26 protein-coding genes are annotated in these 26,288 nt (G+C 59.6%); 15 read left to right on the top strand and 11 right to left on the bottom strand.

Going from position 1 to position 26,288, the window contains the following annotated elements; translation table 11 throughout:
• Positions 1 to 102: 102 nt before the first annotated feature.
• From ACK6BI_RS04650 to dksA, 5 genes are all read right to left on the bottom strand, one after another.
• On the bottom strand, positions 103 to 1,539 hold the full coding sequence (locus ACK6BI_RS04650; protein ID WP_409316167.1) for a sigma-54-dependent transcriptional regulator: 1,437 nt from the start codon (positions 1,537 to 1,539) through the stop codon (positions 103 to 105).
• A gap of 22 nt (positions 1,540 to 1,561) precedes the next feature.
• Positions 1,562 to 4,516, bottom strand: coding sequence for a sensor histidine kinase (locus ACK6BI_RS04645; protein WP_409316166.1), 2,955 nt, complete (start codon positions 4,514 to 4,516; stop codon positions 1,562 to 1,564).
• Positions 4,500 to 4,676, bottom strand: a complete 177-nt coding sequence (locus ACK6BI_RS04640) for a hypothetical protein (protein WP_003176118.1) — start codon at positions 4,674 to 4,676, stop codon at positions 4,500 to 4,502. The genes ACK6BI_RS04645 and ACK6BI_RS04640 overlap by 17 nt, the downstream gene beginning before the upstream one ends.
• 77 nt (positions 4,677 to 4,753) lie before the next feature.
• The gene (gene gluQRS, locus ACK6BI_RS04635) at positions 4,754 to 5,650 is read right to left on the bottom strand and encodes a tRNA glutamyl-Q(34) synthetase GluQRS (protein WP_409316165.1); all 897 of its coding nucleotides are present in this window, start codon (positions 5,648 to 5,650) and stop codon (positions 4,754 to 4,756) included.
• A gap of 83 nt (positions 5,651 to 5,733) precedes the next feature.
• Positions 5,734 to 6,177: an RNA polymerase-binding protein DksA gene (dksA, locus tag ACK6BI_RS04630; protein WP_065261594.1), complete on the bottom strand. Its 444-nt coding sequence runs from the start codon at positions 6,175 to 6,177 to the stop codon at positions 5,734 to 5,736.
• A 333-nt stretch (positions 6,178 to 6,510) separates the two neighbouring features.
• Here dksA and ACK6BI_RS04625 point away from each other — a divergent pair, with 333 nt between their 5' ends.
• Both ACK6BI_RS04625 and sfsA read left to right on the top strand, forming a co-directional pair.
• Positions 6,511 to 7,683 (top strand): pyridoxal phosphate-dependent aminotransferase, encoded by a 1,173-nt coding sequence (locus tag ACK6BI_RS04625; RefSeq protein WP_409316164.1) that lies wholly within the window; start codon positions 6,511 to 6,513, stop codon positions 7,681 to 7,683.
• Positions 7,683 to 8,396 (top strand): DNA/RNA nuclease SfsA, encoded by a 714-nt coding sequence (gene sfsA / locus ACK6BI_RS04620; protein ID WP_409316163.1) that lies wholly within the window; start codon positions 7,683 to 7,685, stop codon positions 8,394 to 8,396. Before ACK6BI_RS04625 ends, sfsA begins: the two co-directional genes overlap by 1 nt.
• Here sfsA and ACK6BI_RS04615 read toward each other — a convergent pair.
• Positions 8,393 to 8,710 (bottom strand): Rieske (2Fe-2S) protein, encoded by a 318-nt coding sequence (locus ACK6BI_RS04615; protein ID WP_409316162.1) that lies wholly within the window; start codon positions 8,708 to 8,710, stop codon positions 8,393 to 8,395. The two genes, sfsA and ACK6BI_RS04615, sit on opposite strands and share 4 nt — an antisense overlap.
• 163 nt (positions 8,711 to 8,873) lie before the next feature.
• Between ACK6BI_RS04615 and ACK6BI_RS04610 the strand changes: the two genes are divergently transcribed.
• From ACK6BI_RS04610 to ACK6BI_RS04595, 4 genes are read left to right on the top strand one after another with little or no spacing between them, the layout of a single operon-like run.
• A complete protein-coding gene (locus ACK6BI_RS04610; RefSeq protein WP_409316161.1) occupies positions 8,874 to 9,746 on the top strand; it encodes a hemin ABC transporter substrate-binding protein in 873 nt (290 codons plus the stop codon).
• 50 nt (positions 9,747 to 9,796) lie between these two features.
• Positions 9,797 to 10,780 (top strand): FecCD family ABC transporter permease, encoded by a 984-nt coding sequence (locus tag ACK6BI_RS04605; RefSeq protein ID WP_409316339.1) that lies wholly within the window; start codon positions 9,797 to 9,799, stop codon positions 10,778 to 10,780.
• Positions 10,780 to 11,547 carry a heme ABC transporter ATP-binding protein gene (locus tag ACK6BI_RS04600; protein ID WP_409316160.1) on the top strand — a complete coding sequence of 256 codons (768 nt, stop codon included), beginning with the start codon at positions 10,780 to 10,782 and terminating at the stop codon, positions 11,545 to 11,547. Before ACK6BI_RS04605 ends, ACK6BI_RS04600 begins: the two co-directional genes overlap by 1 nt.
• Before the next feature lie 21 nt (positions 11,548 to 11,568).
• Positions 11,569 to 12,417: a ChaN family lipoprotein gene (locus ACK6BI_RS04595; RefSeq protein WP_409316159.1), complete on the top strand. Its 849-nt coding sequence runs from the start codon at positions 11,569 to 11,571 to the stop codon at positions 12,415 to 12,417.
• A gap of 225 nt (positions 12,418 to 12,642) precedes the next feature.
• Here the strand turns inward: ACK6BI_RS04595 and ACK6BI_RS04590 are convergent, their stop codons facing one another.
• The 4 genes from ACK6BI_RS04590 to ACK6BI_RS04575 form a co-directional block, all read right to left on the bottom strand.
• Entirely contained in the window at positions 12,643 to 13,434 is a 792-nt protein-coding gene (locus ACK6BI_RS04590) for a Crp/Fnr family transcriptional regulator (RefSeq protein ID WP_409316158.1), read from the bottom strand.
• Between the two features lie 15 nt (positions 13,435 to 13,449).
• The gene (locus ACK6BI_RS04585; RefSeq protein ID WP_003228231.1) at positions 13,450 to 13,722 is read right to left on the bottom strand and encodes a TfoX/Sxy family protein; all 273 of its coding nucleotides are present in this window, start codon (positions 13,720 to 13,722) and stop codon (positions 13,450 to 13,452) included.
• Between the two features lie 208 nt (positions 13,723 to 13,930).
• Positions 13,931 to 14,275 carry a pentapeptide repeat-containing protein gene (locus tag ACK6BI_RS04580; protein WP_065261603.1) on the bottom strand — a complete coding sequence of 115 codons (345 nt, stop codon included), beginning with the start codon at positions 14,273 to 14,275 and terminating at the stop codon, positions 13,931 to 13,933.
• Positions 14,276 to 14,366: 91 nt separating this feature from the next.
• Positions 14,367 to 15,923, bottom strand: a complete 1,557-nt coding sequence (locus ACK6BI_RS04575; protein WP_409316157.1) for an AAA family ATPase — start codon at positions 15,921 to 15,923, stop codon at positions 14,367 to 14,369.
• 117 nt (positions 15,924 to 16,040) lie between these two features.
• On the opposite strand from ACK6BI_RS04575, the gene mrcB reads away from it, so the two are divergent.
• From mrcB to ACK6BI_RS04560, 3 genes are read left to right on the top strand one after another with little or no spacing between them, the layout of a single operon-like run.
• Positions 16,041 to 18,365 carry a penicillin-binding protein 1B gene (mrcB, locus tag ACK6BI_RS04570; RefSeq protein WP_409316156.1) on the top strand — a complete coding sequence of 775 codons (2,325 nt, stop codon included), beginning with the start codon at positions 16,041 to 16,043 and terminating at the stop codon, positions 18,363 to 18,365.
• Between the two features lie 16 nt (positions 18,366 to 18,381).
• Positions 18,382 to 19,137: a tetratricopeptide repeat protein gene (locus ACK6BI_RS04565; protein WP_409316155.1), complete on the top strand. Its 756-nt coding sequence runs from the start codon at positions 18,382 to 18,384 to the stop codon at positions 19,135 to 19,137.
• Complete coding sequence (locus ACK6BI_RS04560; protein ID WP_409316154.1) at positions 19,137 to 19,472, top strand: YqcC family protein; 336 nt, start codon at positions 19,137 to 19,139, stop codon at positions 19,470 to 19,472. Before ACK6BI_RS04565 ends, ACK6BI_RS04560 begins: the two co-directional genes overlap by 1 nt.
• 18 nt (positions 19,473 to 19,490) lie before the next feature.
• Here ACK6BI_RS04560 and ACK6BI_RS04555 read toward each other — a convergent pair whose 3' ends face one another.
• On the bottom strand, positions 19,491 to 19,907 hold the full coding sequence (locus tag ACK6BI_RS04555) for a DUF4124 domain-containing protein (protein ID WP_409316153.1): 417 nt from the start codon (positions 19,905 to 19,907) through the stop codon (positions 19,491 to 19,493).
• A 400-nt stretch (positions 19,908 to 20,307) separates the two neighbouring features.
• Between ACK6BI_RS04555 and ACK6BI_RS04550 the strand changes: the two genes are divergently transcribed.
• The 6 genes from ACK6BI_RS04550 to msrQ form a co-directional block, all read left to right on the top strand.
• The gene (locus ACK6BI_RS04550) at positions 20,308 to 22,032 is read left to right on the top strand and encodes an acetolactate synthase 3 large subunit (protein WP_409316152.1); all 1,725 of its coding nucleotides are present in this window, start codon (positions 20,308 to 20,310) and stop codon (positions 22,030 to 22,032) included.
• Between the two features lie 2 nt (positions 22,033 to 22,034).
• Complete coding sequence (gene ilvN / locus ACK6BI_RS04545) at positions 22,035 to 22,526, top strand: acetolactate synthase small subunit (protein WP_003205610.1); 492 nt, start codon at positions 22,035 to 22,037, stop codon at positions 22,524 to 22,526.
• 48 nt (positions 22,527 to 22,574) lie between these two features.
• Positions 22,575 to 23,591, top strand: a complete 1,017-nt coding sequence (gene ilvC, locus ACK6BI_RS04540; RefSeq protein WP_017903922.1) for a ketol-acid reductoisomerase — start codon at positions 22,575 to 22,577, stop codon at positions 23,589 to 23,591.
• Positions 23,592 to 23,738: 147 nt separating this feature from the next.
• On the top strand, positions 23,739 to 24,596 hold the full coding sequence (gene pssA / locus ACK6BI_RS04535) for a CDP-diacylglycerol--serine O-phosphatidyltransferase (protein WP_085712132.1): 858 nt from the start codon (positions 23,739 to 23,741) through the stop codon (positions 24,594 to 24,596).
• A gap of 63 nt (positions 24,597 to 24,659) precedes the next feature.
• A complete protein-coding gene (gene msrP, locus ACK6BI_RS04530; RefSeq protein ID WP_409316151.1) occupies positions 24,660 to 25,673 on the top strand; it encodes a protein-methionine-sulfoxide reductase catalytic subunit MsrP in 1,014 nt (337 codons plus the stop codon).
• Positions 25,673 to 26,288: protein-methionine-sulfoxide reductase heme-binding subunit MsrQ (gene msrQ / locus ACK6BI_RS04525; RefSeq protein ID WP_409316150.1), on the top strand; the 616-nt coding region annotated here is incomplete at its 3' end. The genes msrP and msrQ, both read left to right, overlap by 1 nt.

Raw genomic sequence — 26,288 nt, 5'->3', positions numbered from 1 at the left:
GGGGTTTCGTTACCGATAACCCCGGCTTCTGTTACGTGGAAAGACTGAGGTAACAGTTTTTTCACAGTTTCAACGGTTACCCGCACACTCGACAGGTAACGTTCAGCTCTCGCTGGCAACCCCGTTCTTGCGCCGTGGGATGCCCAGACGCTGACGGCGTTCCCACAGGCATTTGCGGCTGACGCCCAGTTTGCGCGCCAGTTCAGTCTCGGTCATGTGGTCCTGATGCTCGAGTACGAAATGCTGGAAGTAGTCTTCCAGCGACAGGTCTTCGGTCGGCTCGTGGCTGCTGTTGGCGGCGTTACCGGCCGGTTGTGCCGGCAGGCCGATGAACTCATCGTCTTCCAGATCCCCCAGTTCGATATCGATGCCAAGCAGGTCGGCGGAGATTTCCGGACTTTCGCTCAGGATGACGGCACGCTCGACTGCGTTTTCCAGCTCTCGCACGTTACCCGGCCAGGAATAGTGCCGTATCGCCTGTTCGGCATCGGCGGCAAACTTGAGGTCGGTGCGGTTGATGCGAGCGCTCTGGCGAGCGAGGAACGCATTGGCGATTTCGTTGACGTCGGCACCACGCTCGCGCAGGGCCGGCAGTTTCAACGCGATCACGTGAAGGCGGTAGTACAAGTCTTCACGGAACTGGCCGATTTTCGCCAGGCTCTTGAGGTCACGGTGGGTGGCGGCGATCAGTCGGACATCGACTTTCTGCGACTGTACCGAACCGACCCGGCGAATTTCGCCTTCCTGCAGTACGCGCAACAGACGGGCCTGAGCCTCCAGAGGCAGTTCACCGATCTCGTCGAGGAACAGCGTGCCGCCGTCCGCCGCTTCCACCAGACCGGCGCGACCGGCGCTGGCACCGGTGAACGCACCTTTCTCGTGGCCGAACAGTTCGGACTCGATCAGGCTTTCGGGAATGGCTGCACAGTTCACCGAGATCATCGGCGCCTTGGCGCGCTTCGACAGGTTGTGCAGGGCACGGGCCACCAGCTCCTTGCCGGTCCCGGACTCGCCCTGGATCAGGACATTGGAATCTGTCGGCGCGACTTTGCGGATCTTGCCGTAAAGGTCCTGCATCGGAGGGCAGGAGCCGATGATGCCGATCTCGCCATTGCCGCTGCCGACGGCGGATTTACCGTTGCCATTGGCAGTTTTGCCGGCAACCGCTTCGCCGGCAGCCGGTTCCGACTGGCGATCGCGCAGAATCCGCGCAACGGCCTGCAGCATCTCGTCATGGTCGAAAGGTTTGGCGATGTAATCCACCGCGCCCATTTTCATCGAGTCGACCGCCGAGCGCAGGCTGGCGTAACTGGTCATGATCAGCACCGGCGTGCCCTGGCCAAGCTTGATCAGCTCGGTGCCCGGGGCACCGGGCAGTCGCAGGTCGCTGACGATCAGATCGAATGTGGGAATACTGAAGCGTTCTTGTGCTTCCTGCACGGAACCGGCTTCGCTGACCTGATACTGGTTGCGTTCCAGCAGGCGGCGCAAGGCGGAGCGGATAATGGTTTCGTCTTCGACGATCAAAATGTGCGGCATTGATTCGATTCTCTCGACGGTCTCAGTTCACAGCGGACGTCGCTTCGACATGGCGCGGCAATGTCACCCGGATACGGGTGCCGCGCTGGCTCTGAACATCGGCCGGGCTGTCGATGGTGATTTGTCCATAATGCTCTTCAACGATGGAATAGACCAGTGCAAGGCCCAGACCGGTGCCTTCGCCAGGATCCTTGGTGGTGAAGAAAGGTTCGAACAATCGGTCCATGATGCTCGATGGAATGCCGCTGCCTTCGTCCTCCACGATCAGATCGACCGTGTGTTCGCCGGCTTCGCTCTTGACCCGCACCGCGCTTCCGGCAGGCGAAGCGTCGCGGGCGTTGGAGAGCAGGTTGATCAGTACTTGGGCGAGCCGTTGCGGGTCGCCTTCGACCCAGTGATCGGGGTCGCACAGATTGTAGAACTGGACTTCGAAGTTGCGTCGGTTCAAGGCCAGCAAGCCGATGGCGTCCTGAGCCACTTCCGCCAGACAGACGGGCTCGTCGCTGTGCTGGTGACTGCCGGCGTGGGCGAAACTCATCAGCGACTGCACGATGCGTGACACGCGTTTGGTCTGCTCGAGGATCTGCCCGCTGATTTCCGTCAGCTCACCATCTTCTTCGCGCTCTTCCCGCAGGTTTTGTGCGAGGCAGGCGATACCGGTGATCGGGTTGCCGATTTCGTGGGCTACACCGGCCGCGAGCCGACCAATGCTGGCCAGACGCTCGGAGTGCACCAGCTTGTCTTCGAGCATCTGGGTTTCGGTCAGGTCTTCCACCAGCAGCACCAGGCCGCTGTTACCGGGGGCCAGCGGTTCGTCGATGGCGGCCTTGTGCAGGTTCAGCCAGCGGGTCTGGCCGTCGAGGGCCAGATGCTGTTTGTGCAAGTGCTCGTCGGGCAGGTTGATGAAACCTTGCAACAACTCTTTCCATGGATTGGCGATGGTGTTCAGGCGCGAGCCGACCACCCGTTGCGCGGCAATCCCGGTCAATTCTTCCATGGCCTTGTTCCACATCAGAATTTCCTGATCCTTGGCCAGCGAGCAGACGCCCATCGGCAGTTCCTGCAAGGTCTGGCGGTGGTAGCGGCGCAGGGCATCGAGTTCGGCGGCGAGGCCGGTGAGGCGCGAGTGATAGTCCTCGAGACGGCTCTCGATGAAGTGGATATCTTCGGTGACGTAGTTTTCGCCGCCGGCCTTGTAGGGCAGGAAGGTTTCTACCATGTCCTGGGCCACGCTCGGGCCCATCAGGCCGGACAGGTTGGCCTCGATGCGGTCGCGCAACCGGCGCAGGGCATACGGGCGGCGTTCGTCGAAAGGCAGATAAAGGTCGCGCAGAGCCTGTTCGACTTCCTTTTGCGCAGCCTTGGCGCCCAACGGCTTGGCCAGTTGTGTGGCGAACTCCTGCGGCGAGGCGGCATGCAGTTCCCGGCGTTGCGGACGACGCACGTTGTCCACTGCGCAGGCTTCTGCGGCGCTGGCTTCTTCCGAGCTGGCATTGGTGAACAGCGAAATCAACGTGAACATCAGAACGTTGGCTGCCAGCGAGGCGATGGCCGCCATATGCCAACTGGTGTCGTCCAGCACGTAGATCATGTTCAGCAGCGGAATATAGAAACCCTGCAGATTGCCGACCAGCGGCAGCAGCATGGTCACCACCCAAACCACAATCCCGGCAAGCAGGCCGGCGATGAAGCCGCGCCGATTGGCGGTCGGCCAATACAGCACCGAGAGCACGCCGGGCAGGAATTGCAGAGTGGCCACGAAAGCGACGATGCCGAGGTTGGCCAGGTCCTGCTCGGCGCCGAGCATCAGGTAGAAGCAGAAACCGGCCATGATGATTGCGACGATCAACGCGCGGCGCGTCCATTTCAGCCAGCGATAAATGTTGCCTTCGGCTGGCGGCTGGTAGAGCGGCAGCACCAGATGGTTCAGGGCCATGCCCGACAGCGCCAGGGTGGTGACGATGATCAGGCCGCTGGCTGCCGACAGACCACCGACGTAGGCCAGCAAGGCCAGGGCCTTGCTGTTGGCGGCGATACCGATGCCGAGGGTGAAGTATTCGGGATTGGTGGTCGCACCGAGTTTCAGTCCGGCCCAGAGAATCAACGGCACTGCCAGACTCATCAACAGCAGGAACAGTGGCAGGCCCCAGCTCGCACTGACCAGCGAGCGCGGGTTGAGGTTTTCGGTGAAGGTCATGTGATACATGTGCGGCATCACGATCGCCGAAGCGAAAAACACCAGCAGCAACGTGCGCCACGGGCCTTCCTGCAATGGCGTGTGCAGGGCGGCGAGGGCGGTCTGGTTCTGCAGCAGCCACAGTTCAAGGTGTTGCGGGCCGTCGAATACGCCGTACAGGGCGTAGAGGCCGACGCCACCTAGCGCCGCCAGTTTGATCACCGATTCGAAGGCAATCGCGAACACCAGCCCCTCGTGCTTTTCACGGGTGGCGATATGGCGCGAGCCAAAGAAGATCGTGAACAGGATGATCAGCGCACAGAACGCCAGGGCCACGCGATTCTGCACCGGCTCCCCGGTCAGAATGCCGATGGAGTCAGCCACAGCCTGGATCTGCAGGGCCAGCAACGGCAGGACGCCGATCAGCATGAAAATCGTGGTCAGCGCACCGGCCCAGGTGCTGCGGAAGCGGAAAGCGAACAGGTCTGCCAGCGACGACAGTTGATAAGTGCGGGTGATCTTCAGGATCGGATACAGCAGCACCGGCGCCAGCAGGAAGGCGCCGGAGACCCCGAGATAACTGGACAGAAAACCGTAGCCGTACTGGTAGGCCAGGCCCACCGTTCCGTAAAACGCCCATGCACTGGCGTAGACCCCCAGCGACAGGGTGTAGGTCAGCGGGTGGCGAATGATCGCCCGGGGGATCATGCCCCGTTCACTGATCCAGGCCACCCCGAACAGCGCGGCCAGGTAGGCGGCGCTGATCAGCAGCATATGGGTCAGGCTAAAGCTCATCGGCATCTTTTTGGCTCTGCAGGATGAAGGTCACGACAATCAGGATCAGCCAGAGCAGATAAGGGCGATACCAGGCGCCCGTGGCGTCGATCCACCAATCCATGATGGCTGGAGAAAACAGGTAGATCCCCACGACCAGAAGCAGGACCAAGCGATAGATGTACATCCCGGCCTCTCTTTTTTATGCGCGTGCCCGAAAACGTGCGGCGATGGTAACGGATGGGCGCGCCACTGCAAGTGTCGTCACAGCAGTTGCGCTTCGGGCAGGGTCAGTGTGCGCGGTATCTTCGCCGCATCCCAGTGGGCGCTGCCCCATTTCAGCAGTTCCTGCGGCGAGGCGTCGGCCAGTTCGGGGCCCGGGTCTTGCCCCAATGCACGCAGGGCTCGCAACAATAGCGGGGTGGCCTGGTCGGCCTCCAGCGGCGGTGAGCGATACGACTTGCCCAGCTTGTTGCCGTCTGGCTGAGTAATCAATGGCAAATGCAGGTAACGGGGTTGGCGAAATCCCAGCAGCTCTTGCAGATAGAGCTGACGTGGCGTCGAGTCGAGCAGATCGGCGCCGCGCACGATGTCGGTGATGCCCTGCCAGGCGTCGTCCAATACTACTGCGAGTTGGTAAGCGTAGAGGCCGTCACGGCGGCGAATCACGAAATCACCCACGTCGCGGCCCAGGTGCTGGCGGTACTCGCCCTGCACCCGGTCGACGAAGTGATATTCCAGCTCGGGCACGCGCAGGCGGATCGCGGCGTCTTCCTGGCCATGGCCGGCATTGCGGCACAGTCCCGGATAAATGCCATGATACGGCTCCAGCTGTTTGCGCGAGCAGGTGCAGGCGTACGCGAGGCCGTGATTGAACAGACTGTCAAGCACTTGGGCGTAAGCTTCATGCCGCTCGCTCTGGCGGACCATTTCGCCGTCCCATTCGAAACCGTAGCTTTCCAGGGCCTTGAGAATCGCGGCTTGTGCGCCCGGTTCCTCCCGGGGGGGATCAAGATCTTCCATGCGCACCAGCCATCGGCCGTTCACCGAGCGGGCATCCAGATAAGAAGCGAGCGCCGCTACAAGCGAGCCAAAGTGCAGGTGTCCACTGGGCGTCGGGGCAAAGCGGCCGATGTAGGCGGGGGAGGTGTTGGCAGTCATGAGAGCGATGCTACTAGAGAGTGTAAAAACAGCAGAAACAAAAACGGAGCGTTCGCACGCTCCGTTCTTCGTTCAGGTCGGGATTACTTGCCGACCTGCTTTTCCTTGATTTCCGCAAGGTTCTTGCAGTCGACGCACATGTCGGCAGTCGGGCGGGCCTCGAGGCGCTTGACGCCGATCTCGATGCCGCAAGAGTCGCACCAGCCGTACTCTTCGTCTTCGATCAGTTGCAGGGTCTTGTCGATCTTCTTGATCAGCTTGCGCTCACGGTCGCGGGCGCGCAGTTCGAGGGCGAACTCTTCTTCCTGGCTGGCCCGGTCGGCCGGATCAGGGAAGTTGGCTGCTTCGTCTTTCATGTGATCAACAGTGCGGTCGACTTCCTGCATCAACTCCTGTTTCCACTTGGACAGGATCTTGGTGAAGTGCGCGCGCATGGGGGCGCCCATGTACTCTTCGCCCTCTTTGGGGACGTAAGGCTCGAAACCGCTGAGTGTCTGACTTGCCTGTTGCTTTGCTTGGGTGGGCATGAAATGGACCGCCTCTACTCTTGTAATCCATTGCGCAGGATTGCTCCATCACCGACACCTGCCGGCCCTGCGACTGCAAGCGGGCGAACTTACCAGATCAATCCGGCCCGCGCTACTCCCGGATGTCGAGCCCGCGGCCGGCGGTGCCTGCAAATGTTTGCCAAGCCATGTCTGGTGGTGCTGGAGCCCTGACAATCACTGATTTTAGTCAATCCTGGAGCGTACGTTTGTCTTGTTACAGTCCAGTGTTCCTGAGGCTGTGACCACGGCGGGTTCTCGCTCGTTCCGGCAGATGGGTAGAATCGTCTCTTTTCACTTGTTGAAGGAAGGCCAATGGCTCAGCCCTACAGTGCGCGCAGTCGTGCGATCGAACCGTTCCATGTGATGGCGTTGCTGGCGCGGGCCAATGAATTACAGGCCGCCGGCCACGATGTGATCCATCTGGAAATCGGCGAGCCGGACTTCACCACGGCCGAGCCGATCATCCGCGCGGGGCAGGCGGCGCTCGCGGCGGGCAAGACCCGTTATACCGCCGCGCGTGGGATTCCCGAGCTGCGTGAGGCGATTTCCGGCTTTTATCAGACCCGTTACGGCCTGAATATCGACCCCCGGCGGATTCTGATCACGCCGGGCGGTTCAGGGGCGTTGCTGCTGGCCAGTGCGTTGCTGGTGGATCCGGGCAAGCATTGGTTGTTGGCCGACCCCGGCTATCCATGCAACCGGCACTTTCTGCGATTGGTCGAGGGCGCGGCGCAGCTTGTGCCTGTGGGGCCGGATGTTCGCTATCAATTGACGCCGGATCTGGTAGAGCGCTACTGGGATCATGACAGTGTCGGCGCCCTGGTGGCTTCGCCCGCCAACCCGACCGGCACAATTCTGACCCGTGAGGAACTTGCAGGGTTGTCCACAGCCCTCAAGGCGCGTCACGGGCATCTGGTGGTGGACGAGATTTATCACGGCCTGACGTATGGCACCGACGCGGCGAGTGTGCTGGAAGTCGACGACAGCGCGTTTGTGCTCAACAGTTTCTCCAAGTACTTCGGCATGACCGGTTGGCGCCTCGGCTGGCTGGTGGCGCCGGATGCGGCAGTCAGTGAGCTGGAGAAGCTTGCACAAAACCTCTATATCAGTGCACCGAGCATGGCCCAACAGGCAGCGCTGGCCTGCTTCGAGCCGGATACCATTGCGATTCTCGAGGAACGTCGGGCCGAATTCGGCCGTCGCCGCGATTTTCTACTGCCCGCGTTGCGGGAGCTGGGTTTCACTATCGCAGTCGAGCCCGAAGGGGCGTTCTACTTGTATGCCGATATCAGCCAGTTTGGTGGCGATGCCTTCGCGTTCTGCCGTCACTTCCTTGAAACCGAACATGTGGCGTTCACTCCGGGCCTGGATTTTGGGCGTTATCAGGCCAGCCATCATGTGCGCTTTGCCTATACGCAGGACCTCCCTCGTCTGCAGGAAGCGGTGGAACGCATTGGTCGTGGCTTGAAGAGCTGGCAAGGCTGATGCGCTTTCATCCTCCTCTCGAAGAAGGGCGATTGATCCGCCGTTACAAGCGTTTTCTCGCTGACATCGAAACCGTTGGCGGCGAATTACTGACGATTCACTGCCCGAACACCGGCTCGATGCTCAATTGTCAGGTTGAGGGCGGGCAGGTCTGGTTCAGTCGCTCAAATGATCCCAAACGCAAGCTGCCCGGTACCTGGGAAATCGGCGAAACCCCGCAGGGTCGATTGTTCTGTGTGAACACCGGGCGCGCCAACGGATTGGTCGAAGAAGCGTTGCGGGCTGGTGTCATCAGCGAACTGAGCGGTTTTATCGCGCTGAGACGCGAAGTGCCTTACGGACAGGAAAAAAGCCGCATCGATTTTCGCCTCGAATACCCGGGCGGACCGGTATACGTGGAGGTAAAGAGTGTCACGCTGGGGTTCGACGGTACGGCAGTTGCGGCGTTTCCCGATGCGGTGACACAGCGGGGCGCAAGGCACGTGCGTGAGTTGGCGCATCTGGCGCGCAACGGAACTCGGGCCGTGCAATTGTACTGCGTGAACCTGACCGGCATTGAGGCAGTGCGTCCTGCCGTGGAAATCGATTCGTCTTACGCCGATGCCTTGCGCGAAGCGGTGGCGAGTGGGGTTGAGGTGCTGGCTTATGGGGTGCGACTGAATCATGAGGAAATGTTGATCGATCGCCGCCTGGATGTATTGCTCGACGGCTAAATGTCGACCCACAACCCCCGGGCGTCCTCACGGCAATCAATGACCGCCAGGAATTGCCCGGCGCAGGGCCCCGTTACGCATTCACCGTTCTCGATCAGAAACAGTGCACCGTGAGTGGCGCACTGGATCAGGCTGTTGCTCGGATCGAGAAACTGGTCGGGCTGCCATTCGAGCCCGACACCGCGGTGCGGGCAACGGTTGAGGTAGACATACGCCCTTCCGGCCCGGCGCACGGCGAACAGTCTTTTCCCGTCGATCTCGAACCCGCGGCTGGCGGCCTCGCCCAGATCGGCGCCCGTGCACAGAAACTTCATGGCTATCCTCAAGTATCAGGTCGTGTCCGGATATGTCCGAGCTTGACGTTCAAATGCAAACAATTATCAAATGGCCGCCTTCGCCCGTTGTGCGGTGGCGCTGCCGAGGATACTTGGCCTGCCGTCTCGATGCCCGGGAAAATCCCATGAAGGAATGCTGCCTATGCGCCTGATTACTCGCGTTGCCGCACTGTGTGTCGGACTTCTGGTCAGTCACCAGGCTACTGCGGCCCAATTGCCGCAACGTTGGGTCAGTGCCGGTGGTGCATTGACTGACTGGGTCGTTGTTTTGGGCGGGATGGAAAAACTGGTAGGTGTCGATACGACCAGCCAGTATTTCGAGCCCCTCAAGGCGCTGCCGAACATTGGTTACCAGCGCAATCTGTCGGCTGAAGGTATCCTCAGTCTGCGCCCGGACATTCTGATCGGCACCGAGGAAATGGGGCCGCCGCAAGTGATCTCGCAGGTTCGGAGCGCCAAGGTGCAGGTTGAAATGTTCTCGGCCCAGCCAGATCTGCCAACACTGGAAAAGAATGTCACTCGCCTGGGCCGATTGCTGGGCGCCGAGACACAGACAGCACCGCTGCTGCGGAGTTATCGAAAGCTGCTCGCAGCACTGGCGGCGGACGTGGCGGCAATGCAGTCGAAGCAGAAGGTTCCGGACGTGCTGTTGCTGGTGGGGAGTGCGGGCGGCAAGCTGTTGATCGCCGGCAAAGACACTTTGGGCGACTGGATGCTGCAACGGGCGGGTGGTCACAACCTGGCGACTCATACAGGGTACAAGCCGTTTTCCATGGAGTCCCTGGCCGGGCTCGACCCCGAAGTGCTGGTATTCGCTGACCGCGTATTGATCGGCGAAGAGGCGAAGGCGGCGTTGTTCAAGGAAAACCCGATACTCAAGTCAACTCGTGCAGCGAAGGCCGGACGCGTGCTGGAGTTGGACCCGTCGTTGTTGGTCGGCGGTCTCGGACCGCGTTTGCCGATTGGATTGAAAAACCTGTCCGCTGGTTTCTATCCGGACCAGAGTGGCCAATGACCACGCTGGTCAAACCCCGTGGCTTGTTCACCGGCCTGATTCTGCTGTGCCTGTTGGCCATATGGCTGTCGCTGGCCCTGGGACCGGTCAGTCTGCCGCTGTTCGATACCTTGTGTGCTGCATTGCGCATGCTCGGCTTGCCACTGGCGCCTGAGGGACTGGAGCAGGCTGAGCTGATTCTCGGGCAGATTCGTTTACCTCGCACCTTGCTCGGGCTGGCGGTCGGCGGCGTGCTGGCGTTGTCCGGCGTGGCGATGCAGGGGCTGTTTCGCAATCCGCTGGCCGATCCCGGGCTGGTTGGTGTTTCCAGCGGTGCGGCTCTGGGGGCGGCGGTGGCGATTGTCGGCGGTTCGTATTTCGGCGGTCTGCCGGAGTGGTTCGGGCCGTACCTGTTGTCGGTGTGTGCGTTTCTCGGTGGTCTTGGGGTGACGGCGCTGGTCTATCGGCTCGGCCGTCGCAACGGGCAGACCCATGTCGCGACCATGTTGCTGGCGGGCATCGCCCTGACGGCTCTGGCCAGTTCGGCAGTGGGGCTTTTCACCTATCTGGCGGACGACGCCACCCTGCGTACCCTGACCTTCTGGAATCTCGGCAGTCTCAATGGCGCGAGTTATGCGAGGTTGTGGCCGTTGCTGATCATCAGCACCGGTGTCGCATTGTGGCTGCCACGCCGAGCCATGGCCCTGAATGCACTGCTGCTCGGTGAGTCGGAAGCCGGGCATCTGGGAATCGATGTCGAGCGGTTGAAGCGTGAGCTGGTGTTCTGCACGGCGCTGGGTGTCGGTGCCGCTGTAGCGGCGGCGGGGATGATCGGCTTCGTCGGGCTGGTGGTGCCGCATCTGGTGCGCCTGCTCGCCGGACCGGATCATCGCGTTTTGCTGCCCGCCTCGGTGCTGGCAGGCGCCAGTCTATTGTTGCTGGCAGACCTGGTGGCGCGGTTGGCGCTGGCGCCGGCGGAGTTGCCGATCGGTATCGTCACCGCATTCATCGGCGCACCGTTTTTCCTTTATCTGCTGTTGCGGGGGCGTGCCTGATGCTGTGTGCGCACAATCTGCTGGTCCGTCGTGGCCGCAAGACGGTGCTGGCTGATGTCAGCCTGCAACTGGAATCGGGTGAAGTGCTCGGTGTGCTGGGCCCCAACGGCGCTGGCAAAAGTACCTTGCTCGGGGTGTTATGCGGTGAACTCCGTTCCAGCGAAGGCAATGTTCTTCTCGACGGTGAAAGCCTGGATCACTGGAGTGGCACTCAGCGTGCCCAGCGCTTGGCGGTGCTGCCGCAGGTCTCGACACTGGATTTCGCCTTTCGTGTCGAAGAGGTGGTCGGGATGGGGCGCTTGCCTTATCAGAGCGGAAGAGCTCGCGATGCCGAGATTGTGGCTGACGCATTGGCGGCCGCCGATGTCGGACACCTGAGCGGGCGCAGTTATCTTGCGCTGTCCGGTGGCGAGCGCCAGCGGGTACATCTGGCCAGAGTGCTGGCGCAACTATGGCCGGGGCGGGCCGGTCAGACGTTGCTGTTGGATGAGCCGACCTCGATGCTCGATCCATTGCATCAGCACACCACGTTGCAAGCAGTGCGCGAGTTTGCCGGTCGTGGCGCGGCAGTCATGGTGATCCTGCATGATCTGAATCTGGCGGCGCGCTATTGTGATCGCATCTTGCTGCTCGAGGATGGACGTCCGGTGGCACTGGACACACCTCAGCAAGTGTTGCGCCCTGACTCGCTCAAGGCTGTTTTCGGTCTGGAGGTGTTGGTGCAGCCGCACCCGGAACGCGGGCATCCGCTGATCATCGCCCGCTGATTCAATCATCAAGGTGAAAACATGCGCGGGATTCTGTTGATTGCAGTGTTGCTACTGGGCGCTTGCCAACATGTGACGCCGCCTCCGGTCAGTGGCGAGATTCTTGATCTGCGCACCGGAGCTGCAATAACCCCGCAGGATCTTTTGGTGCGCCTGGGCAAGCCGGCGCGGGTGATCATCGGCGAGCAGCATGACAACGCCGATCACCATGCCGTGCAATTGTGGTTGCTGCAGAGTCTCGGCGAAAGGCGTTCTCAGGGCAGCCTGTTGTTGGAAATGCTGACGCCCGATCAACAAGCGCGGGTCGATGGTGTGCGGCGTGCACCCAAGTTGCCCGCTGACCTTGCAGTCGAGCTGGCATGGCAAGGTGGATGGGACTGGAATCTGTATGGGCCGATTGTCCGGTTTGCCCTTACCCAACCCTATCCGCTGCTGACGGCCAATCTCGATGACACGGAAATTCGTGGGTTTTATCGCAAGCCTCCCATTCTGCAAGGGGAGCGCAGTAGCGTCGAGTCGGTGAAAAACGAACTGGCACGACAGATCAGCGATTCTCATTGTGGCTTGCTGCCTCAATCGCAAATGCCGACGATGGTGGCGGTTCAGCAACAACGGGATCGGCGCATGGCTGTCCGTTTGTTGGCTGCACCTGCGCCTGCATTGCTGTTGGCCGGTGCGTTTCATGCGCGCAAGGATATCGGCGCACCGCTGCATATGTTGGATCTGGGCGCACCTGAAGCGCCGACCGTGTTGATCCTGGCGGAGCAGGGCAGCGAGGTTACGTCGGCCATGGCCGATTATGTCTGGTTCACGCCTGCTACACCGAAGCCGGATTACTGTGCCGAGATGCGCAAACAGTTCGGCAAATGACTTTCTTGCGGGCAAAAAAAGACCCGGAAGAACCGGGTCAAATAACCGTGATTAGCCTGATGAGGAGATAATCTGAGAGTCCGAACCAAGGGCTTTTCAGAATATCGACCGATCTCGCGATCAGTTGTGATAATCATAGCGATTCTCATTAACAAGTCAATCGATGTTTTTCCGTTTCTTTTAATCGTCTGGTGAATGGCTGAAAAACTCTCGAAATTCAGGCTTTCAGCTTGGGCGCTCAAGGGCGGTGAGTTGCCTGTTGAGCTGATCGATGCGCCGCGCCATGCTTTCGATCAGGCTGTGGGCGATTTTCGGATTGCTGCGGGTCATGCTCAAAAACTGGTCACCGGGAATCAGCATCACGGTACTCGGTTCGCAGGTGACGACAGTGGCGTTGCGCGGCTCACCGGTGAATATCGCCATGGCGCCGAAAATCTCGTCTCTGGGTACGTCGCCAACCTTGTGGCCGCCGACGAATGCCTGCGCATGTCCTTCGATGATCACGAATACGTGGTCGGCAGGATCTCCCTCACGGATCAAGACCTCTCCAGCCTCGACCCGTTTGAATCCATTGGTGCTGCGAAACTCTCTCGGCTTCAGTTCGGCGACGGCATGAGTCAGCAGTGCCATTTGCCCCAGCAGATAGTTCAGAAATGAGTCCCAGCGTGCAGGATCCGTACGCAGGTGTTGAAACAGGTCATTGCGCCGGAACGGCTGCAGACTCACGGGTGCATCGCAGCAAAGGATACAGTCCGCCCACTCCGGGCCTTGTTGCAGGCCGATCAGGTCACCTTCCTGCCAATAGAGCAACGCGCGGCCACCGAGGCGACCATTGACAGTGCCCTCTGTCAGTAGAAACAGTTGATCGCCTGGCAATTGCGCCAGCAGATCCTGCGAGGCTTCCAGCTCCAGAGCGGGGCCGCATGGCGCAAGCCCCGGCAGCCATTGAGCGGGCAGACTCTGCAAATGGTTGATGAGCGCCTCGGCCGGTGCCGATTGTTCCCCGAGCAGGTACATGAAGGTGAGTGCCCGTCAGTTCTTGTGGCGAGAGGAAATGGCTTCAAGCTGTTTGTTCAGAGCATCCTTGCGTTCGGCGGGAATATCGTTCCAGTGCACGTCCATCAATGCCCCCTCGATCGCATACAACAACACCTTCGACGCCCGGAACCCGCGCGTACGCACGGCCCGGTAGGCATCCACGGCGCCCAGGCGACGCAGATCCGAGGCGCTGTGGATGCCCACGGCATGCAGCCACTGCGCCGACGTCTTGCCAAGATTCTTCAGGTGTTGCAGTTCATCATTCATCAAGCCTCCTTGCGACGGCCGAATGGTGCGTGGGGCGATCTTCTCAGGAGTGTAGCCATCAGTAGGAAAAGCGTGGTTGTTTGGTCGGATTCGACGCAAAAGCTTCTAAGAGGTGTCAGTTTTTCACTGAGAAATACGGCGGGGAGAGACTAATGGCACCTTGTCCAGCGCAAAGCGGGGGCGCTGGACGGGTTGGTTTCAAGGCGTTTCAGCGGGTGCGATAACGCAGACGCGTACCGAAATTCATCGACATCAGGATTTCATCGGCACTGAGTTCCGGGGGGAAGTAAGCACCGGAGATCTGCGCATGGGCCAGGCTGGCGCCTTCCAGTGATGCATTGCGAAAGTCAATGCCACGCAAGTCGGCGGAACGGAAGTAGGCGTCCCGGAAATCCACGCCGTCGGCGTTCAGTTCACGCAGATCGAGGCCGCGGAAATCACCACCGACCATGTCGATCGGGCCGTCTTTCGGGCGTTCCTTGTTGAAACCGGCAATGTCGTCCTTGTGCAGCAAGGCATAAAGCGGGGTGTCGAGAAGTTTCGGCTGGCTCATGTCAGATCACCTGTTGGTTTTATGACGCCAGTATAGTGCCACTATTTGGCGGCCGTGAAGCGAGCGAGGGCTTCACGGCCGAAATAGTTTCTTACAGCCCCGGCAGACGCTGGCGGATTTGTGCCACGACGGTATCCAGAGTTCCGGATTCATTGGTCTGCACGCGCTTGCTGCGCAGGATTTCGTCCGGGGTCAGCGCTTCACGATTGGCCTGCTGGGCTTCGATCACGGCCAGCGTGGCGTCGGACGGATCCTTCTTGTCTGCCTGACGAATCGCCAGCCAGCTCTCGATCACCGCTTGTGGTGCGTTGCAATCGAGGATCAGGAACGGCGTGCCGGTGGCCTCGGCAACCTTGGCTGCATTGTCACGTTGTTCGCGCTTGAGGTAAGTGGCATCGATCACCACCGGGAAACCGGCGTGCAGGATCACGTTGGCGATTTCATGCAGACGAGCATAAGTAGCAAGGCTGGCATCGGCACTGTAGATCCCGGCCTGTACATCATTGGCGACGGTTTGTTCGCCGAACAGACGCTTGCGCTCGACATCGGAACGCAGGCGAATCGCACCCAGCGCTTCGACCAGGCGCATGGCCACGTGGCTTTTGCCTACAGCAGATACGCCATGGGTGATCGCCATGAAGCGAGAAGGAATGGTGCTGTAGCTTTCTGCCAGGTTGGCGTAGTTGCGGTACTGGCGCAAAGTGGTGGCGCGCTGTACCGGAGTCGCGTCGGCCGGCATGCTGAACAGCGCGACTTTTGCACGGACCAGTGCGCGGTAGGCCTTGTAGAAATTCAACACTTCCAGGCCCTGGTAGTCGCCGGTCAGTTCTAGGTATTGGCTGACGAAGCGGCGGGCCAGGGATTTCAGACCACGGTCCTCGAGGTCCATCGCCAGGAAACCGGTGTCGGCCCAGACATCGGTGAAACGGAACGGCTCGTTGAATTCAATGCAATCGAAGATCACCACCTTGCCATCGATCAGCGTGGCGTTGCCCAGGTGAATGTCACCGTGGCACTCGCGAGTGAAACCCTCGGCCTTGCGCTGGGCGAACAGTGGTTTCAAACGTTCGAAGCTGCTTTCGGCCCAGGCTTGCAGGGCATCCAGTTGCAACAGATCAGCCTTGTCGCTGAGAAATGGCAGGATCTGCTCGAAATTCTGACGAACCGGCGCCATCACGCTTTCAGGCGTACCGGCGTCATGCCCGGCCGGAACCTTCGGCGCATTGAGGTGGAAGCGAGCGATCTGCTCGGCCATTTCGTCGATGTGGGTGGTTGTCAGCTCGCCATTGGCTTGCAGGGTGCTCAACAGCCCGGTTTGCGGGAACTGGCGCATTTTCAGCACGTATTCGATGGCCGGGCCTTCGCCGCCCAATTGCGGCGCTTCAGCGGTGCCGGTGACTGGAATCACTTCCAGATACAAATCGTCGGTCAGGCGCTGGTTGAGACGCAGCTCTTCACCGCAAAAGTGCTTGCGGGATTCGAGGCTGGTGAAATCGAGAAAGCCGAAGTTCACCGGTTTCTTCACTTTATAAGCGTAAGGACCGGTGAGCAGGACCCACGAAATATGGGTTTCGATGACCTGGAACCCTTCGACAGGGTGCGGGTATAAGGCCGGGTTTTGCAGGGCAGCGATCAGGGACTGGCTCACAGGCGATCCTTCAGAGACTGGGGGAATTCGAGGTCGCCATTATGGCCGCTCGCCCGCCCGACGCAAACCTCGGAGCGCTCCTGTTGAGTATGAATAAAGTGCGTATAATCCGCCGCCATGACTCGTACTCGATCCCCCCGCACTCCTAAAAAACCACCTTCCCGGGGCCTGCGCCCATGGTTGGGCTGGGCCCTGAAACTCAGTCTGGTCGGCCTTGTGGTGCTGGCCGGCTTCGCCGTTTACCTTGATGCCGTGGTGCAGGAGAAATTCTCCGGCAAGCGCTGGACCATCCCGGCCAAGGTATACGCGCGCCCGCTCGAGCTGTTCGTCGGACAGAAGCTGAGCAAGGACGATTTCCTCACCGAACTCGATGCCTTGGGCTATCGCCGCGAAGCCGTGAGCAACGGCCCCGGCGCAGCTGCGGTCAACGGCAACACTGTCGATCTGAACACCCGTGGCTTCCAGTTCTATGAAGGCCTCGAGAAACCGCAGCCGGTTCGTGTGCGATTTTCCGGTGATTACGTGGCCGAACTTTCGGCGACCAATGGTTCGAAGCTGTCGGTGGTGCGTCTGGAGCCACTGCTGATTGGCGGGATCTACCCGAAAAACCTTGAAGACCGGATTCTGATCAAGCTCGATCAGGTGCCGCCGTATCTGTTGGAAACCCTGGTTGCGGTGGAAGACCGGGATTATTACAGCCACTGGGGCGTGTCGCCGAAGTCGATCGCCCGGGCAATCTGGGTCAACACGTCTGGCGGCAGGATGACCCAGGGTGGCAGTACGTTGACCCAGCAATTGGTCAAGAACTTCTACCTGACCAACGAACGCAGCCTGACCCGCAAGCTCACCGAAGCCATGATGGCGATGCTGCTTGAGCTGCATTACGACAAGAAGGAAATTCTGGAGGCCTACCTCAACGAGGTCTTCGTCGGTCAGGACGGGCAGCGGGCGGTGCACGGTTTCGGTCTGGCCAGCCAGTTCTTCTTCGGCCAGCCGTTGTCCGAACTGAAGCTGCATCAGGTCGCGCTGCTGGTCGGCATGGTCAAGGGCCCTTCCTATTACAATCCGCGTCGCAACCCGGAGCGGGCGCTGGAGCGACGCAACCTGGTGCTCGATGTGCTTGAGCAACAGGGCGTGGCTTCTGCCGAACAGGTGGAAGCCGCTAAGAAAATGCCGTTGGGCGTGACCACGCGCGGCAAACTGGCCGACAGTTCATTCCCGGGCTTCATCGATCTGGTCAAGCGTCAACTGCGTGAAGACTACCGTGACGAAGACTTGACCGAAGAGGGGCTGCGGATTTTCACCAGCTTCGACCCGATCCTTCAGATGAAAGCCGAAGCATCGGTCAATGACACGTTCAAGCGTCTTGCCGGTCGCAAGGGTTCCGATGACGTGGAAGCGGCAATGGTCGTGACCAACCCGGAGACCGGCGAAGTCCAGGCAATGATCGGTAGCCGTCAGGCCAGTTATGCAGGGTTCAACCGGGCACTGGATGCGGTGCGTCCGATCGGCTCTCTGGTCAAGCCTGCGGTTTATCTGACAGCGCTGGAAAAACCGAGCCAGTACACGCTCACCAGCTGGCTGTCGGACGATCCGCTTTCCATCAAGGGCGCGGACGGGCAGGTCTGGAAGCCGCAGAACTATGACCGTCGCTCCCACGGTACGGTGTTCCTCTATCAAGGATTGGCGCATTCGTACAACCTGTCGACCTCGCGTCTCGGGCTGGCAGTGGGTGTTCCGAATGTGCTCAAGACCATCGGGCGCCTGGGCGTGACCCGAGAGTTTCCGGCGTTCCCGTCGATGCTGCTGGGGGCCGGTGGCATGACGCCGATCGAAGTGGCGACCATGTACCAGACACTGGCCAACGGCGGCTTCAATACGCCGATGCGCGGGATTCGCAGTGTACTGACCGCCGAAGGCGAGCCGCTCAAACGTTATCCGTTCCAGATCGAGCAGCGTTTTGATCCGGCGTCGATCTACCTGATCCAGAACGCCATGCAGCGCGTCATGCGTGAAGGCACCGGCAGCTCGGTCTACAACGTGCTGCCCAAAACCCTGACACTGGCCGGCAAGACCGGTACCAGTAACGATTCGCGCGACAGCTGGTTCGCCGGTTTCAGTCAGGATCTGCTGGCGGTGGTCTGGCTCGGTCGCGACGATAACGGCAAGACACCGTTCACCGGTGCTACCGGTGCGTTGCAGGTCTGGACCAGTTTCATGCGCAAGGCCGATCCGCTGCCGCTGGACATGCCACAACCGGACAACGTGGTTCAGGCGTGGGTCGATTCGCGTACCGGCCAGGGCTCTGATGCCAACTGTCCCGGCGCCGTGCAGATGCCGTATATTCGCGGCAGCGAACCGCCACCCGGCGCATCCTGTGCGGGCGAAAGCCCGACATCGGGCGAGTCGGTGATGGATTGGGTCAAGGGCTGGATGAATTAAGCGAAGAGGGTTTCAAGTGAACAAGTGGTTGATTCCAGCGGTGACCGCCGTGGCTTTGCTCAGCGGCTGCTCCACCGTACAGCGTGGTTCGATCCCGGTGGTGGACGCCGGCACAACCGTATCCAACAGCGAGCGTCTTTCAGCCAACGGCGGCTTTCGCAAAACGACGGTCAAGCGCCCGGTACAAGGTCAGGCGCAATCCCAGGCCATCCCGCAGGGCGATACTGGCGTAGTGGTGATGGTGCCCGGTGGCGGCGCCGCGACGTCGGCACCGATCAGCACTTCGCCGATCGTTCCGGGTCCGGCCTCTGGTGGTATCACACCGGGCCCCTATAACCCTTCGCCGGTCGAGTCCGCGCCGATCAGCTCCGGCAGCTACAGCATGCCTTCATCGCCGAGCGGCATTCCTTCGGCCAGCAGTGGCGGCAGTTTGTCCGCTGATGAGCAACTGGACGGCCCGGTACTTGCTCTGCTGACCACTGCGCAGCAGCAGCAGGCCGGCGGCGACCTGAATGGCGCATCCTCCAGCCTCGAGCGCGCTCAGCGCGTTGCACCGCGTGAGCCGCAAGTGCTTTACCGTCTGGCGCAGGTGCGCATGGCCCAGGGCGATGCCCCGCAAGCCGAGCAAACCGCACGCCGTGCGCTGACCATGGCTAACGGTCGTCCGGACCTGCAGGCCAGCCTTTGGGAGCTGATCGCCCAGGCTCGCGAAAAGCAGGGTGATTCTGCTGGCGCTGCACTGGCCCGTCAGAAAGCCAGGGTTTCGCTGTGATGGACCCGCGTCTCTCGAAAGTCGCCGATCAACTGTTGTTGATCGAGCGTGAACTGCGTGCCCAGGGTTGGTGGGACGAGGTCCAGCCTTCTGTCGAAGCCTTGAGCAGTGTCGAGCCGTTCTCGGTCGACACCCTCGAGTTCGAGCAGTGGCTGCAATGGATCTTTCTGCCGCGGATGAAGATGATCCTTGAGCAGGATCTGCCGTTACCCAAGGCCTCGGGCATTCAGGAAATGGCCCAGATGGTCTTCGCCCAGCGCAATCTGCAGGGCCAGGACCGACAGTTGCAGGTGTTGCTCAAAGAATTCGATCTGCTGATCACTGCAGCTCATTGAACCGCCGACTGCCAGTGATCACTGGCAGTTTTCGGCGATCTGTTTCTGCGTCTCCGCGATACGCTCCTGACGTTGCGTATCGCTCAGGCGGCGCAGCTCTCCTTCGGTTTCCTCCCTCAGACGCGGATTGTTCTGCAGCTGCGCCAGATTCGTGCGCGCCTGTTCGCAAAAGACCTTGAGCTGGTTCTGTTGGTCGGCGACCTGTTTTCTGACCTTGTCATCGATGGCTTTCTGATCGCCCAGCGGGCCGCTGCCGGGTATGGCTGGCGGACGCGTGGAGGGCGAGGGCGGCGTTTGCATTGTCGTTGCCGGCTGACCTTGCGGCGGTTGCGCATCGAAGTGCGTGACACCTTGAGCATCGACCCATTTGTAGATCTGACCGGCCAGGCACCAGGGGCTGAGGCCGATCAGCAGAGCGGCAAGAAGCGTTCGCATGCTGATTCCTTGGCAAAATTGCGCAATTGACGCTAACAGAGTAGCGCTTTTCAGGTTTTTTCTTGCGTTCTCATGTGGTTACCCACAATTAAGCACGTTGACGGCTTGACTTGCAGAGGGCGAAACAGAAGAATCCAAAGTCCGCTGTACAGGGACTGCCAGAAGCAGACCCTCTCGGCAGATCATGAGGCGCCTATCCGCGTCGACCTGTTACACCCGCAACGCGTTACCTCGCGCTGGGTGGGAAAGGCCCGCAACACTTGGGACGATCCCAATACTTGCTCAGTCAGTGCTGACGTAGTCGGCGACCACCGTCGCTCATGCTCTGCCGAGAAGTAAACCTATTAAGACCCGTTCGCCTTTTTGCGGACGGTATTCTGGCGTTTTAGAGGTGAACAACGTGGAGCTTTTATCTGGCGGTGAGATGCTCGTCCGCTTCTTGCGTGACGAAGGCGTCAAATATATCTACGGGTACCCGGGTGGTGCTCTCCTTCATGTTTACGATGCCCTGTTCAAAGAACCGGAAGTGACCCACATCCTGGTTCGTCACGAACAAGCGGCCACCCATATGGCTGACGGCTATGCCCGTGCCACCGGTAAAGCCGGCGTGGTACTGGTGACTTCCGGTCCAGGCGCCACAAACGCCATCACCGGTATCGCCACGGCCTACATGGACTCGATTCCGATGGTGATCATTTCCGGTCAGGTGCCAAGCACCATGGTCGGCACCGATGCGTTCCAGGAAACCGACATGATCGGTATCTCCCGGCCAATCGTGAAGCACAGCTTCATGATCAAACACGCTTCGGAAATCCCGGAAGTCATGAAGAAAGCCTTCTACCTGGCGCAATCCGGTCGTCCGGGTCCGGTCGTGGTCGATATCCCGAAAGACATGACCAATCCGGCCGAAAAGTTCGAATACATCTTCCCGAAGAAAGCCAAACTGCGCTCTTACAGCCCGGCCGTTCGCGGTCACTCCGGGCAAATCCGCAAGGCGGCAGAAATGCTCCTGGCGGCCAAGCGTCCCGTGTTGTACTCCGGTGGCGGCGTGATTCTCGGCAATGGCTCCGCGCCGCTGACCGAGCTGGCGAAAATGCTCAACCTGCCGGTGACCAATACCTTGATGGGCCTGGGCGGCTATCCGGGCACTGATCGTCAGTTCATCGGCATGCTCGGCATGCACGGCAGTTACACCGCGAACCTGGCGATGCACCACGCCGACGTGATCCTGGCGGTCGGTGCGCGCTTCGACGATCGTGTGATCAACGGCGCGCCGAAGTTCTGCCCGAACGCCAAGATCATTCATATCGACATCGACCCGGCTTCGATTTCCAAAACCATCAAGGCTGACGTGCCAATCGTCGGTCCGGTGGAAAGCGTCCTGACCGAAATGGTCGCGATCCTCAAGGAAATCGGCGAAACCCCGAACAAGGACGCCGTGGCCAGTTGGTGGAAGCAGGTCGATGAGTGGCGTGGTGATCGCGGTCTGTTCCCTTACGACAAAGGCGACGGCAGCAAGATCAAGCCGCAGACCGTGATCGAAACCCTGTGCGAAGTGACCAAGGGCGATGCCTTTGTGACCTCCGATGTGGGCCAGCACCAGATGTTCGCTGCGCAGTACTACAAGTTCAACAAGCCGAATCGCTGGATCAACTCCGGTGGTCTGGGCACGATGGGCTTCGGTCTGCCGGCGGCGATGGGTATCAGCCTGAGCTTCCCGGACGCCGACGTCGCCTGCGTCACCGGTGAAGGCAGTATCCAGATGAACATCCAGGAGCTGTCGACCTGCCTGCAGTACGGTTTGCCGGTGAAGATCGTCATCCTGAACAACGGTGTGCTGGGTATGGTTCGCCAGTGGCAGGACATGAGTTACAACAGCCGTCACTCGCATTCCTACATGGAATCGCTGCCTGATTTCGTCAAGCTCGCCGAGGCCTATGGTCACGTCGGCATTCGTGTCACCGAGTCGAAAGACTTGAAATCGAAGATGGAAGAAGCGTTCGCCCTGAAGGATCGCCTGGTCGTGATCGATATTTCGGTCGATACCAGCGAGCACGTCTACCCGATGCAGATCAAAGACGGCTCGATGCGCGATATGTGGCTGAGCAAGACGGAGCGTACCTAATCATGCGGCACATTATTTCCTTGCTTCTGGAAAACGAACCTGGTGCTTTGTCTCGCGTAGTCGGCCTGTTCTCGCAGCGCAACTACAACATTGAAAGCCTGACCGTGGCGCCAACCGAAGATCCGACCCTGTCGCGTCTGACGCTGACCACTGTCGGCCACGATGAAATCATCGAGCAGATCACCAAGAACCTGAACAAGCTGATCGAAGTGGTCAAGCTGGTGGACCTGTCGGAGAGTGCTCACATCGAGCGCGAACTGATGCTGGTCAAGGTCAAGGCCACCGGCGCACAGCGCGCCGAGATCAAGCGCACCACCGATATTTACCGTGGACAGATCGTCGACGTCAGCGCCAGCGTGTATACCGTTCAACTGACCGGTACCAGCGACAAGCTCGACAGCTTCATTCAGTCCATCGGCACCGCATCGATTCTGGAAACCGTCCGTAGTGGCGTGACCGGTATTGCTCGCGGCGACAAAGTACTCAGCATCTAAACCAAATTAGCGAATGGCCTGAGCGGCCTGGATATAAAGGGGAAATTCATGAAAGTTTTCTACGATAAAGACTGCGACCTGTCGATCATCCAGGGCAAGAAAGTTGCCATCATCGGTTACGGCTCCCAAGGCCACGCTCAAGCGTGCAACCTGAAAGACTCCGGTGTCGACGTTACCGTTGGTTTGCGTAAAGGTTCGGCTACCGTTGCCAAGGCTGAAGCCCACGGTCTGAAAGTCGCTGATGTGGCTACCGCTGTCGCTGCCGCCGACCTGGTCATGATCCTGACCCCGGACGAGTTCCAGGGCCAGTTGTACAAGAACGAAATCGAGCCGAACATCAAGAAAGGCGCCACCCTCGCTTTCTCCCACGGTTTCTCGATCCATTACAACCAGGTCGTTCCGCGCGCCGACCTCGACGTGATCATGATCGCGCCGAAAGCCCCGGGACACACAGTACGTTCCGAGTTCGTGAAGGGCGGCGGTATCCCTGACCTGATCGCGATCTACCAGGACGCCTCGGGCAACGCCAAGAACGTTGCTCTGTCCTACGCCGCCGGTGTTGGTGGCGGTCGTACCGGCATCATCGAAACGACCTTCAAGGACGAGACCGAAACCGACCTGTTCGGCGAACAAGCCGTTCTGTGCGGCGGTACCGTTGAACTGGTAAAAGCCGGTTTCGAAACCCTGGTTGAAGCTGGCTACGCGCCGGAAATGGCCTATTTCGAGTGCCTGCACGAACTGAAACTGATCGTTGACCTCATGTACGAAGGCGGTATCGCCAACATGAACTACTCGATCTCCAACAACGCAGAATACGGCGAGTACGTGACCGGTCCGGAAGTGATCAACGCCGAATCCCGTCAGGCCATGCGCAACGCCCTGAAACGTATTCAGGACGGCGAATACGCCAAAATGTTCATCAGCGAAGGCGCTACCGGCTACCCTTCGATGACCGCCAAGCGCCGTAACAACGCTGCACACGGTATCGAAATCATCGGTGAGCAACTGCGCTCCATGATGCCGTGGATCAGCGCCAACAAGATTGTCGACAAAACCAAAAACTGAGTCGTCGATCCTTGTAAGAAAAAACGCGGCCTCGGCCGCGTTTTTTCGTATGGGCGGGCTGTTCTGGTATAAAGCTGCTTCGTTTGTGGTCGAACCGTCGTCCCAGACACCTGTCGAAAATGTCCAATCCGTTGCAAGGTAATGTCCATGAGCGAACGCCCCGAAGAGCCGAACCAGGCTTCAGACGCCGAAAGCCTGCTGCCCATCGATGAACATGTCGAAGAAGGGCATGACGCAGAAGGTCGGAAAGTCCGGCATCGTGGTATCTATCTTCTGCCGAACCTGTTCACCACCGCGAACCTTTTCGCGGGGTTCTATTCCATCATCAACTCGATGAGCGCCCAGGCAGCGTTGAGTGCCGGTGACTCGGCGAATGCGAGCAAGTACTTCGCCTTTGCGGCGATCGCGATCTTCGTCGCCATGGTGCTCGATGGTCTCGATGGCCGCGTGGCGCGCATGACCAATACACAAAGTGCATTCGGTGCCGAATACGACTCGCTGTCGGACATGGTTGCGTTTGGCGTCGCGCCCGCATTGCTCGCGTTTGGCTGGGCGCTGGGTGACATGGGCAAGGTCGGCTGGATGGTCGCCTTCATTTATGTAGCGGGTGCGGCGTTGCGTCTGGCGCGCTTCAATACTCAGGTCGGGACCGCCGACAAGCGTTACTTCATCGGTCTGGCCAGCCCGGCGGCTGCCGGTGTGGTTGCCGGAATTGTCTGGGCATTCAGCGATTACGGGATTCAAGGTTCGAAAATGTCCTTCCTCGTTGCACTGATGGTTGCGGCTGCCGGCATGCTGATGGTCAGCAACATCAAGTACAACAGCTTCAAGGAACTGGATCTGAAGGGGCGCGTGCCGTTCGTTGCGATTCTGGCCGTGGTGCTGGTGTTCGCCGTTGTGTTCAGTGATCCTCCTCGCATTCTGCTGCTGGTGTTCCTTGCCTATGCGGCTTCGGGGCCTGTGCAGTACTTGTTGCATCTTCGTCGCCACAAAAACGTCGAGTGATGTAATTTCCCTCATACTCCGCAGTCTATGGGTGCATCTGTCCTCCAAAACTGCGGAGTTGTCATGCTGATCAAAATCCCCAAAGCGTCCGACTGCCACGAGTCGGACGTCACGCCTGAATCCATTTATCTCTCTCGCCGACAACTGCTCGGTGCTACGGCGGTCGGTCTGGCTGTGAGTAGCCTGTCGCGCTGGGCCAGTGCCGAAGAGGCCACCCGTTATGCCGATGTCGAGTCTGGCAATGCGCCCGCCTGGTTTACCGAGAAGCAGTCTTCTATCAAATGGGGAGCCGTGAACGTCAAGGATGAGGCGATCACGCCCTATAAGGACGCGACCCACTACAACAACTTCTATGAATTCGGTACCGACAAGGGGGACCCGGCAGCCAATGCCGGATCGCTGAAGACCGAACCGTGGAGTGTGGTGGTGGACGGGGAGGTGGGTAAGCCGGGGCGCTATGCGCTGGAAGACTTCATGAAACCTTACCAGTTGGAGGAGCGCATCTATCGTCTGCGTTGTGTCGAGGCGTGGTCGATGGTCATCCCCTGGATCGGTTTCCCTGTTTCGGCGCTGCTCAAGCAGGTCGAGCCGACATCCAACGCCAAGTACATCCGTTTTGAAACCTTGCAGGATCCCAAGAGCATGCCTGGACAGCGTTCAGGGTTTGCCCTGATCGACTGGCCTTATGTAGAAGGCCTGCGTCTGGATGAGGCGATGAATCCGTTGGCGATTCTGGCTGTAGGCATGTACGGCCGTGAATTGCCGAATCAGAACGGAGCGCCTTTGCGTCTCGTGGTGCCATGGAAGTATGGCTTCAAGAGTGTGAAATCCATCGTGCGGATCAGTCTGGTCAGCGAGCAACCGAAAACGACCTGGCAGAGCATTGCGGCGGATGAGTATGGCTTTTATGCGAATGTGAACCCGACGGTTGATCACCCTCGCTGGACCCAGGCCAGAGAACGACGTCTTCCAAATAGCCTGTTCAAGCCGAATGTGCGTGATACCCAGATGTTCAACGGATATTCGGATGAAGTCGCTTCTTTATATACAGGGCTCGATCTGCGGAAGAACTACTGATGCGATATCCGTTCTGGCGTGTGGGCGCGTTCATCACCGCGATGGTTTGGCCGTTGTGGTGGTTCTATCAGGCCTTTGAAGATCTGCTTGGGCCGGACCCTGGAAAAGTCCTGGTTGATCGGCTTGGGCTCGGGGCGTTGGTGTTGTTGCTGATTACTTTGAGTATGACGCCGTTGCAGAAGCTCACTGGGTGGGCCGGGTGGATTGCTGTGCGCCGGCAGGTGGGGCTGTGGTGTTTTGCGTATGTGGTTTTGCATTTATGCAGCTACATGGCATTCATCCTGGGTTTCGACTGGTCCCAACTGGGTGTGGAGTTGCGCAAGCGTCCGTACATTATTATCGGTACGCTCGGGTTTCTGGGGTTGCTGGCATTGGCGGTGACGTCCAATCGTTATAGTCAGCGTCGTTTAGGCGTGCGCTGGAAGAAATTGCATCGCCTGGTGTACGTGATTCTCGGGCTTGGATTGCTGCATATGCTCTGGATTGTGCGCGCTGATCTCAAAGAGTGGGCGCTCTACGCCTTCATGGGGGGGCTGCTTCTCATGTTGCGCCTTCCGCCAGTCGCTCGCCGAATCCCGCGTTTGTTGGGGAAAAGACAGGTTCTGCAAGAAAAGC

Origin of the sequence: Pseudomonas sp. KCJK9016, assembly GCF_046231795.1 — a bacterium.
Lineage (GTDB): Bacteria > Pseudomonadota > Gammaproteobacteria > Pseudomonadales > Pseudomonadaceae > Aquipseudomonas > Aquipseudomonas bananamidigenes.
The sequence above is the reverse complement of the archived record's forward strand: the minus strand, read 5'-3'. Positions and strand labels throughout refer to the sequence as shown.

Bases quoted from the DNA above. Each gene is read 5' to 3' on its own strand.
- ACK6BI_RS04650 (WP_409316167.1), bottom strand. From the start codon at position 1,539: ATGCCGCACATTTTGATCGTCGAAGACGAAACCATTATCCGCTCCGCC.
- ACK6BI_RS04645 (WP_409316166.1), bottom strand. From the start codon at position 4,516: ATGCCGATGAGCTTTAGCCTGACCCATATGCTGCTGATCAGCGCCGCC.
- ACK6BI_RS04640 (WP_003176118.1), bottom strand. From the start codon at position 4,676: ATGTACATCTATCGCTTGGTCCTGCTTCTGGTCGTGGGGATCTACCTG.
- gluQRS (WP_409316165.1), bottom strand. From the start codon at position 5,650: ATGACTGCCAACACCTCCCCCGCCTACATCGGCCGCTTTGCCCCGACG.
- dksA (WP_065261594.1), bottom strand. From the start codon at position 6,177: ATGCCCACCCAAGCAAAGCAACAGGCAAGTCAGACACTCAGCGGTTTC.
- ACK6BI_RS04625 (WP_409316164.1), top strand. From the start codon at position 6,511: ATGGCTCAGCCCTACAGTGCGCGCAGTCGTGCGATCGAACCGTTCCAT.
- sfsA (WP_409316163.1), top strand. From the start codon at position 7,683: ATGCGCTTTCATCCTCCTCTCGAAGAAGGGCGATTGATCCGCCGTTAC.
- ACK6BI_RS04615 (WP_409316162.1), bottom strand. From the start codon at position 8,710: ATGAAGTTTCTGTGCACGGGCGCCGATCTGGGCGAGGCCGCCAGCCGC.
- ACK6BI_RS04610 (WP_409316161.1), top strand. From the start codon at position 8,874: ATGCGCCTGATTACTCGCGTTGCCGCACTGTGTGTCGGACTTCTGGTC.
- ACK6BI_RS04600 (WP_409316160.1), top strand. From the start codon at position 10,780: ATGCTGTGTGCGCACAATCTGCTGGTCCGTCGTGGCCGCAAGACGGTG.
- ACK6BI_RS04595 (WP_409316159.1), top strand. From the start codon at position 11,569: ATGCGCGGGATTCTGTTGATTGCAGTGTTGCTACTGGGCGCTTGCCAA.
- ACK6BI_RS04590 (WP_409316158.1), bottom strand. From the start codon at position 13,434: ATGTACCTGCTCGGGGAACAATCGGCACCGGCCGAGGCGCTCATCAAC.
- ACK6BI_RS04585 (WP_003228231.1), bottom strand. From the start codon at position 13,722: ATGAATGATGAACTGCAACACCTGAAGAATCTTGGCAAGACGTCGGCG.
- ACK6BI_RS04580 (WP_065261603.1), bottom strand. From the start codon at position 14,275: ATGAGCCAGCCGAAACTTCTCGACACCCCGCTTTATGCCTTGCTGCAC.
- mrcB (WP_409316156.1), top strand. From the start codon at position 16,041: ATGACTCGTACTCGATCCCCCCGCACTCCTAAAAAACCACCTTCCCGG.
- ACK6BI_RS04560 (WP_409316154.1), top strand. From the start codon at position 19,137: ATGGACCCGCGTCTCTCGAAAGTCGCCGATCAACTGTTGTTGATCGAG.
- ACK6BI_RS04555 (WP_409316153.1), bottom strand. From the start codon at position 19,907: ATGCGAACGCTTCTTGCCGCTCTGCTGATCGGCCTCAGCCCCTGGTGC.
- ilvN (WP_003205610.1), top strand. From the start codon at position 22,035: ATGCGGCACATTATTTCCTTGCTTCTGGAAAACGAACCTGGTGCTTTG.
- ilvC (WP_017903922.1), top strand. From the start codon at position 22,575: ATGAAAGTTTTCTACGATAAAGACTGCGACCTGTCGATCATCCAGGGC.
- pssA (WP_085712132.1), top strand. From the start codon at position 23,739: ATGAGCGAACGCCCCGAAGAGCCGAACCAGGCTTCAGACGCCGAAAGC.
- msrP (WP_409316151.1), top strand. From the start codon at position 24,660: ATGCTGATCAAAATCCCCAAAGCGTCCGACTGCCACGAGTCGGACGTC.